Source organism: Jiangella aurantiaca (assembly GCF_004349105.1).
GTDB classification, from domain to species: Bacteria; Actinomycetota; Actinomycetes; order Jiangellales; family Jiangellaceae; genus Jiangella; species Jiangella aurantiaca.
Genome location: NZ_SMLB01000048.1, coordinates 40,611 through 48,795, shown reverse-complemented (window position 1 = coordinate 48,795; position 8,185 = coordinate 40,611). Strand labels below are relative to the sequence as shown.

Sequence of the window (8,185 nt, the reverse complement as noted above, 5' to 3'; positions counted from 1 at the left end):
GACCCGCCCCCGGACCCGTCCGAGCCGGGGGAGGCGGTCGGCGATTCGGACGGGCCGGCCGTCGGCTCGTCCTGCTCAGGGCCGCGGTTCTCAGCCGCGACGGCGACGAGGCCGAGCAGGATGCCGAGGAGGATGGTCGCCGGCCAGGACAGGTTGTTCACCGGTGCCACCTCCCTCTGGCGCTCGTCGACCCATGATCATAGAGTTCGGCGGGGCCGAAGAGGGACAGGCGCGCCAGGCGGCGTCAGCAGTTGGGACGGCACTGCCGTTCGATCATGGCCTGGATGAACACACTCTGGATGTCGCTGGGGTCCTCGGCGTGGTAGGCCGTCGTGCCGGTGGCGGCGGAGATCTGCTGCAGCGCCTCCATGTCCGCCTCGGGGCCCATGCCGATGGTGATGACCGGCACCGGCGCCGCGGGGTCGAACTGCGCGGTCAGCTGGGTCAGCAGCGTCTCGAGGTCGATGCCGTCGGGGTCGTCCTCGTTGCGGCCGTCGGTGAGCAGCACGACGGAGTTGACCATGCCGGCCTGGTAACTGCTGCGCATCTCCTGGAACGCGGCCAGCACGGTGTCGTAGAGGCCGGTACCGCCGTCGGCGATCGACGGCAGCGACTCGACGGCGGCGACCAGCGCCTCCTGCCGCGGCGTGCCGTCCTCGAGCGCCTCGTTCATCGGCCCGACATCGACGAGCTGGACGTAGTCGTTGGGCGGGTCCTGCAGGATCGAGAACGCCCAGAGCCCGACGGAGGCGTCCGGCGGGAACAGCTGCAGCGCCTCGAGCGCGGCGTCGCGGGTCAGCTCCATGCGGGTGGCGCCGCCGTCGACCTGCTCGTTCATCGACCCGGACACGTCGATGACGGCGAGCATGCGCATGTCCAGCGCGAGCGCCGCCCACTGCCGCGACAGCTCGGTGACCAGCGCCGGATCGGGCACGGGCAGCAGGTCCGGCACGGCCGGGCGGATACCGTCGACGACCCCCGCGTCGGCGTCGGCGGTGCCGTCGGGGCTGCGGAAGCCGGCCCGGCGGATCGTCTCCTGCGCGTCGGCCGACCCGAGGTAGGTGACGAACACGGTCGCCGCCGACCGCGCGGCCTCGTCCTCCTCGGCGCCGGACACCGCGAGCGCCGGGTAGTCGAACCCGAACGTGCCCTCGGCCGGGTAGAGAGCAGCCACCTGCGCGCCGGAGCTGTCCCGGTTGAACGCGACAACCGACTGCTCGGTGGCGGTGAACGCGGCCGGCGACTCGGCCGCGGCCGCGAACGCCTCCTCGACGGTGGGAACGGCGGCCTGTGACACCCGCGTCATCACCTGGACCAGTTCGTCGCGCTCGATTTCGTCGCCCAGCGCCGTGCGGACGGCGACCAGGCTGGCGATGCCCTCGTCGTTGGCGGACGGGTCGGCGATGACCGCGGCCGCCTCGCCCTGCACCAGCGCGGCCCACGAGATCTGCGCGTCCTCGCCGCCCGCGGCCGCCGCTGCCTCCGCCGGCATCACCACGACCAGCGGTGACAGCGCGACGTTGGCCAGCTGCTCGGTGAGCCCGTCGTCGACCGGCGGGCCGAACGCGCGGCTCTTGGGGATCCACAGGTCCGGCGCCTCGGCGTTGCCGAACGTGGGCACGGCCGACGCCGCGGTGCTGGCGACGACATCGACCTCGACGCACAGATCGCCCTGGCGGGGGTCGGTCTCGGCGTAGGTGCGGGCGAGGTCGGTGAGGACCGGCGCGATGGTCGGGTCGGCGGCGACGGTGACCGGGAGCGGCCCATCGCATTCGCCGTCACCGGCGTCCAGGACGGAGGCGACCCCGAGTCCCGCCGCCCCGATGAGCGCGACGGCCATGACGGACAGGCCGAGCCGGCGCAGCCAGGGCGACGGCGCGGCCGGCCGGTGCGAGGAGTGGCGTCCTGGCATGAATGGCGGCTCCGGGCGAGTCGTGGGATAGCAGACTAACCGGGAGCAATGCGACTCTGGTAATGACGCGTCGCTTGCGCCACGCATGACACCGTGGTCACAGACCGGGCGGCGCCGCGTTCGCCGCACGGTTGCACCACGCCGGCCGGCTGGCCGGCGGGCCTACGCGCCCGCCGGCTCTGTCAGTCCGCCGTCGACGCGGCGGGGACGACGTGGGCGTCGCTGCCCGGATAGACCAGGCCCTCGGCGCCGTCGGACCAGCGGACCAGGAACGGCGGGCCGCCGTCCGGTCCGTGCGTTTCGAGCACCTCGCCTTCGCGGCGCGCCGAGCCGACCTTCGTCCCCTCGATCACCAGACGGTCACCGTCGTGTGCGTGCACGGTTCTCGACCTCCTCGAGCGAACCCGAACGGTACCTTCCAGCCTGCTCCGCACAGGTCGCCGATGGCAACCGGTCAGCGGCTGAGCTTCTGGTATCGGCGGATCGAGAGCGGCATGAAGATCGCCAGGAGGAGCAGCGGCCAGCCGACCGCCAGCAGCAGGCTGTGCTGCGCGGCCCATGAGTCGCCGCCGAAGCCGGGGTTGCCGAACAGCTCGCGCGTCGCGGCCACCGTCGACGACAGCGGGTTCCACTCCGACACCGCGCCCAGCCAGTCCGGCATCGCCTCGGGCGCGACGAACACGTTGGACAGCGCGGTCAGCGGGAACGCAGCCGGGAAGACGATGACGCCGACGGTGTCCGGATTCGGCACGACCAGCCCGAGATAGATGCCGATCCAGGTGATGGCGAACCGCAGCAGCAGGATCAGCCCGACCGCGGCGAGCGCGTCGCCGATGCCGTTGCGCCACTGCCAGCCGACCAGCAGGCCACAGACCACCAGCGTCGTCATCTCCAGGACGGCGCGGATGAGGTCGGCCCCGCTGCGTCCTACGACCAGCGCCGACCGGGCCATCGGCATGGACCGGAACCTGTCGACCACACCGCGGTCGACGTCGAACGCGACGCCCGTGGCGGTGGCGCCCAGGCCGTACAGCATGGTCATCGCGAACACGCCGGGGAGCAGGAACTCGCGGTAGTTGCCGCCACCGGGCAGCGCCATGCCGCTGCCGAACACGTAGCCGAAGACCAGCACGAACATGATCGGCAGGGTGAAGTAGATGACGACCTCTTCGGGCGCCCGGACGACGTGCGCCATGTTGCGCTTCGTCATCACCCAGCCGTCGGCGGCGGCCCAGCGCAGCCGGGCCAGTGGCGTGCGGGCCGGCGGGGGAGCGATCAGGCTCGGGGGTTGCTGCAGCGCGATGTTCATGACATCAGTCGGTCGGCTCATCCGGCGACACCTTCCTCGCTCCATTCGACGAGCGGTCTGGACCGACGACTCGGCGGGACCTCCGGCCCCGCGTCACCGTCGGTGCCGGATGAGCCTCCCTGGGCCGCGGTCTCCTCTTCTGCAGCGGCCCGGCGGCCGGTGAGGTGCAGGAATGCTTCGTCGAGCGTGGGACGGCGCAGGCCGATGTCCTCGGCGGCGATGCCGGCCAGCTGGAGCTCGCGCACGGCGTCGGTGAGCGCGGCCATGCGGTCGGCGACGGGCGCGCTGACCCGGCGGGTGTCGGCGTCGACCTCGGGCTCGGTGGTGCCGATGCGGGCGACGACGGCGGCCGCGGCGCCCAGCTGGGCGGCGTCGTGGACGACGACCTCGATGCGGTCGCCGCCGATGCGCGCCTTGAGCTCGTCGGCGGTGCCCTCGGCGACGACGCGGCCGGTGTCGATGACGGAGATGCGGCTGGCCAACTGGTCGGCCTCCTCGAGGTACTGGGTGGTGAGCAGCACCGTCGTGCCGCCGGCCACCAGCGAGCGGACCGCGTCCCACACGTCGTTGCGGCTGCGCGGGTCCAGGCCGGTCGTCGGCTCGTCGAGGAACAGCACCTCCGGCGCCAGGATCAGGCTGGCCGCGAGGTCGAGCCGGCGCCGCATGCCGCCGGAGTACGTCCGCCCGGACCGGTCGGCGGCGTGGGTGAGGTCGAACTGCTCCAGCAGTTGGTCGGCCCGCTGCTTCGCCTGCCGCGCGCCCAGGTGGTAGAGCCGGCCGAACATCACCAGGTTCTGCCGGCCGGACAGCGTCTCGTCCACCGCGGCGTACTGGCCGGTGAGGCCGATCCGGCGGCGCACCTGGTCGGCCTCGCCGACGACGTCGTATCCCGCGACCCGCGCGCTGCCGCCGTCGAAGCGCAGCAGCGTGGACAGGATGCGGACGGCGGTGGTCTTGCCGGCCCCGTTCGGGCCCAGCAGCCCGTGCACGACCCCGCGCTCGACCGTCAGGTCCAGCCCGTTCAGTGCGTAGCTGCGGCCGTATCGCTTGCGCAGCCCTTCAGCGGCGATCGCCGCGTCGCTCGTGGTCACAGCCACCCTCCCGATAAACTGTTTATGGCGTATAGCGCTTGGTTTATGTTGTACACAGTTCTAGGATGGGCGTCAAGCGCCGAGTCGAGTCGCGCGAACACCGAGGGCGACAGGGGCCGGAGGTCCCTCGAGCCCTCGGTCCAGCGTCGCGTTCGGCCCGGGAGATCCATGACGTTCGCGCGACGAGCGAACAGATGAATTGACCTTCTCCGAGGGGGAGCATGGCCACCGACCAGCGTCAGGCCGATCCGAACCGCACGCTCGACCTGCTGTGGGACGTGCAGGCGCCGCCGACCCGCGGGCCGAGGCCTGCGCTGTCGGTGCGGCAGATCGTCGACACCGCCATCGCCATCGCCGACGCGGACGGGGTGGCGGCGGTCTCGATGCGCCGGGTGGCCGACGCGCTCGGCTTCACCACGATGTCGCTGTATCGGTACGTGCCGAGCAAGACCGACCTGCTCGAGCTGATGGTCGAGCATGCCTCCGAGGTGCCCGACGTGCCGCCGGAGCTGACCGGCTGGCGCGACAAGCTGCGCTGGTGGGCCAACGACACCGTCGACATCTACCGGCGCCGGCGCTGGCCCCTGGACGTCCCGCTGAACAGCCCACCGATGGGCCCGAACCAGATCAAGCGCATGGAGCAGGCGCTGGCCGCGCTCGACGAGACCGGCCTCAGCGGGGGAGAGATGCTCGGGATCCTCGTCGCGCTCAGCGGGTACGTGCGCGGGCACGCGCAGCTGGCCACCACGCTGGCCGACGTCGAGTCGCGCACCGGCACGCCGCAGGCGGTCTGGGACCAGGCGTACGGGCGCATGCTGACCACGTTCGTGAACGCCGACGACCATCCGACGCTGGCCCGCATCGTCGCCGACGAGGCCTTCGACAGCTACGCGGAACCCGACGACGACTGGCTCGGCGACGACTTCGCCTTCGGTCTCGAGCTGGTGCTCGACGGCATCGCCCGCTACGTCGAGCGCCGCCAGGCGGCAATGTCACCCGAGTGACACCATGCATCGTCACCCGGGGGCCAACTCCGTAAAGCGCTGACCTGGTCGAAGGGGTTGCGTTAGGCTCGCCGAGACGCTAAACGCGATCTTCGGCGGGGGCCGGGATGGCCGAAACGGTGGCACAGACCGCACAGAAGGTGACGCTGGCGACGCTGACGGCCATGGTGGTCGGCTCGATGGTGGGCGCCGGCGTCTTCTCCCTGCCCCAGCGGTTCGGCAGCGAGACCGGGGTGGCCGGCGCGCTGGTCGCCTGGGCCATCGCGGGCAGCGGCATGCTCATGCTGGCCTTCGTCTTCCAGACGCTCGCCGTCCGGCGACCCGACCTCGACGCCGGCGTGTACGCGTACGCCAAGGCGGGCTTCGGCGAGTACCTCGGGTTCTTCTCCGCCTTCGGCTACTGGGCCAGCGCCTGCGTCGGCAACGTGACCTACTGGGTGCTGATCATGTCGACGGTGGGCGCCATCGCTCCCGCGCTCGGGGAGGGCGACACCGCGCTGGCCGTCGTGCTCAGCAGCGTCGGGCTGTGGACGTTCTACCTGCTGATCCGCCGTGGCGTGCAGGAGGCCACCGCGATCAACCGCATCGTCACCATCGCGAAGGTCATCCCGATCGTCGTCTTCGTCATCCTCGCGGTGTTCTACCTCGACCCGCAGGTGTTCGCGGACAACTGGAGTGGCGGCGACGACCTCGGCTCACTGTATGAGCAGGTCAGAGGGACGATGCTGGTGACGGTGTTCGTCTTCCTGGGAGTAGAGGGCGCGAGCGTTTACTCCCGGCACGCCCGCCGGCGCAAGGACGTCGGCCGTGCCACCCTGCTCGGGTTCCTCATGGTCCTGAGCATCTTCTCGTCGGTGACCATCGTGTCGTACGGCATCCTGCCCAGCGACGAGCTGGCCGAGTTGCGCCAGCCGTCGATGGCCAGTGTGCTCGAGGCCGCGGTGGGGCAGTGGGGCGAGGTCTTCGTCAGCGTCGGCCTGATCGTCTCCGTCCTCGGCGCGTACCTCGCCTGGACGCTGATGGCGGCGGAGGTGCTGTTCGTCGCTGCCGCCGACGACGACATGCCGCGGTTCCTGGGCCGCAAGACCGGCGCCGACGTGCCCGGGCCGGCGTTGCTGATGACCACGGTGCTCGTCCAGATCGTGCTCGTCGTCACGGCGTTCTCCGAGGACGCGTTCAACTTCGCGCTGAACCTCACCAGCGCCCTGACGCTGATCCCGTTCCTGCTCGCCGCCGGGTACGCCGCGAAGCTGGCACTCGGCATGGACGCCGCCTGGCCCCGCGGACCGGCGCGGGAGGTCGTCGTCGGCGTCATCGCCACGCTCTACACGGCGTTTCTCCTCTACGCCGCCGGGCCGAAGTACATCCTCGTCTCGTTCATCGTCTACGCCCCGGCGACCGTGCTGTTCGTGCTGGCGCGCCGCGAGCGGGGCCGTGCGCCGTTCACCGCCGGCGAGCTGGTCATCCTCGCCGTCTCCCTCGCCGGCGCGTTGATCGGCGTCATCGCGCTGGTTCAGGGCTGGATCAGCCTCTGACCCCGTCCGCGAGCGAAAGGATCCCGCCATGACCGACGGCACCGACCCGGGGCACGGCGTTCACTCAGAGGTGGGCAGGCTGCGCAAGGTGCTGGTCTGCCGCCCCGGCCTCGCCCACCGCCGACTGACCCCGACCAACTCCGACGACCTGCTGTTCGACGACGTCATGTGGGTGGAGGCGGCCCAGCGCGACCACCAGGACTTCGTCGACCAGCTGCGCGGCCGCGGCGTGGAGGTCGTCAAGCTGCACGACCTGCTGGCCGAGACGGTGGCGAAGCCCGAGGCGCGGTCGTGGCTGCTGGACCGCAAGGTGACGGCCGACGAGGTCGGGCTGGGCTTCGTCGACAGCACCCGCGCCTTCCTGGAGTCGCTGGACCCGTACGCGCTGGCCGAGTTCCTGATCGGCGGGCTGGCGACGACCGACCTGCCGGACGACCACCGCTCCGGCTACGGCGCGCTGGCGCGGGAGTCCGTCGGCGCCCGCGACTACCTGATGCCGCCGCTGCCGAACACGCTCTACACCCGCGACACGACCTGCTGGCTGTACGCCGGGCTGACCATGAACCCGCTGTTCTGGCCGGCTCGGCACGACGAGACGCTGCTGTACAAGGCGATCTACACGTTCCACCCCGGCTACGCCGGCTCCACGGTGTGGTGGGGCGACCCGGAGCGCCGCTGGGGCCGGGCGACGTTCGAGGGCGGCGACATCATGCCGATCGGCAACGGCACCGTCCTCATGGGCATGAGCGAGCGCACCTCCCGCCATGCGATCACCCAGGTGGCGGCCGCCCTCTTCGCGCAGGGCGCCGCCGAGCGCGTCATCGTCGCCGGCATGCCGAAGCTGCGCGCCGCGATGCACCTGGACACCGTGTTCACCTTCGCCGACCGCGACGTCGTGACGGTCTTCCCGCGCATCATCGACTCGCTGCACGTGTTCACGCTGCGGCCGAGCGACCGGCCGCCGGGTGTCGACGTCACCGACGAGGGCGACGCGCGGCTGGTCGACGTCGTCGCCCGGGCGCTCGGCCTGGACGGGCTGCGGGTCGTCGAGACCGGCGGCGACGTGTACGCCTCCGAGCGGCAGCAGTGGGACAGCGGCAACAACGCCGTCGCCGTCGAACCGGGCGTCGTGTTCACCTACGACCGCAACACCCAGACCAACGAGCTGCTGCACGAGGCGGGCATCGAGGTACTCACGATCGTCGGCGCCGAGCTCGGCCGCGGCCGGGGCGGCGGCCACTGCATGACCTGCCCGCTGATCCGCGATCCGGTCGGCTTCTGACCGGCCAGAGGGCGCTCGGCATACTGGGTCCCGGCGGCGGCCGCCGCGTGAG

Annotated in this window: 7 protein-coding genes; 3 read left to right on the top strand and 4 right to left on the bottom strand. The window is 71.5% G+C overall.

Annotated features, from left to right (window positions below; genetic code table 11):
- Nucleotides 1-244: 244 nt before the first annotated feature.
- From E1262_RS24520 to E1262_RS24505, 4 genes are all read right to left on the bottom strand, one after another.
- Nucleotides 245-1,912 (bottom strand): substrate-binding domain-containing protein, encoded by a 1,668-nt coding sequence (locus tag E1262_RS24520; RefSeq protein WP_162606059.1) that lies wholly within the window; start codon nucleotides 1,910-1,912, stop codon nucleotides 245-247.
- 182 nt (nucleotides 1,913-2,094) lie between these two features.
- Nucleotides 2,095-2,292, bottom strand: a complete 198-nt coding sequence (locus tag E1262_RS24515) for a DUF1918 domain-containing protein (RefSeq protein WP_132106569.1) — start codon at nucleotides 2,290-2,292, stop codon at nucleotides 2,095-2,097.
- 74 nt (nucleotides 2,293-2,366) lie between these two features.
- Nucleotides 2,367-3,122 (bottom strand): ABC transporter permease, encoded by a 756-nt coding sequence (locus E1262_RS24510; RefSeq protein WP_132106581.1) that lies wholly within the window; start codon nucleotides 3,120-3,122, stop codon nucleotides 2,367-2,369.
- A 116-nt stretch (nucleotides 3,123-3,238) separates the two neighbouring features.
- Nucleotides 3,239-4,312 carry an ATP-binding cassette domain-containing protein gene (locus E1262_RS24505; RefSeq protein ID WP_132106567.1) on the bottom strand — a complete coding sequence of 358 codons (1,074 nt, stop codon included), beginning with the start codon at nucleotides 4,310-4,312 and terminating at the stop codon, nucleotides 3,239-3,241.
- 221 nt (nucleotides 4,313-4,533) lie between these two features.
- Here E1262_RS24505 and E1262_RS24500 point away from each other — a divergent pair, with 221 nt between their 5' ends.
- From E1262_RS24500 to E1262_RS24490, 3 genes are all read left to right on the top strand, one after another.
- Entirely contained in the window at nucleotides 4,534-5,316 is a 783-nt protein-coding gene (locus E1262_RS24500; RefSeq protein ID WP_132106565.1) for a TetR/AcrR family transcriptional regulator, read from the top strand.
- A 107-nt stretch (nucleotides 5,317-5,423) separates the two neighbouring features.
- Nucleotides 5,424-6,851 carry a basic amino acid/polyamine antiporter gene (locus E1262_RS24495; RefSeq protein WP_132106563.1) on the top strand — a complete coding sequence of 476 codons (1,428 nt, stop codon included), beginning with the start codon at nucleotides 5,424-5,426 and terminating at the stop codon, nucleotides 6,849-6,851.
- Between the two features lie 28 nt (nucleotides 6,852-6,879).
- Nucleotides 6,880-8,133: an arginine deiminase gene (locus tag E1262_RS24490; RefSeq protein ID WP_132106561.1), complete on the top strand. Its 1,254-nt coding sequence runs from the start codon at nucleotides 6,880-6,882 to the stop codon at nucleotides 8,131-8,133.
- Nucleotides 8,134-8,185 lie beyond the last annotated feature (52 nt).

Bases quoted from the DNA above. Each gene is read 5' to 3' on its own strand.
- E1262_RS24490 (WP_132106561.1), top strand. From the start codon at position 6,880: ATGACCGACGGCACCGACCCGGGGCACGGCGTTCACTCAGAGGTGGGC.
- E1262_RS24495 (WP_132106563.1), top strand. From the start codon at position 5,424: ATGGCCGAAACGGTGGCACAGACCGCACAGAAGGTGACGCTGGCGACG.
- E1262_RS24510 (WP_132106581.1), bottom strand. From the start codon at position 3,122: ATGACGAAGCGCAACATGGCGCACGTCGTCCGGGCGCCCGAAGAGGTC.
- E1262_RS24520 (WP_162606059.1), bottom strand. From the start codon at position 1,912: ATGCCAGGACGCCACTCCTCGCACCGGCCGGCCGCGCCGTCGCCCTGG.
- E1262_RS24500 (WP_132106565.1), top strand. From the start codon at position 4,534: ATGGCCACCGACCAGCGTCAGGCCGATCCGAACCGCACGCTCGACCTG.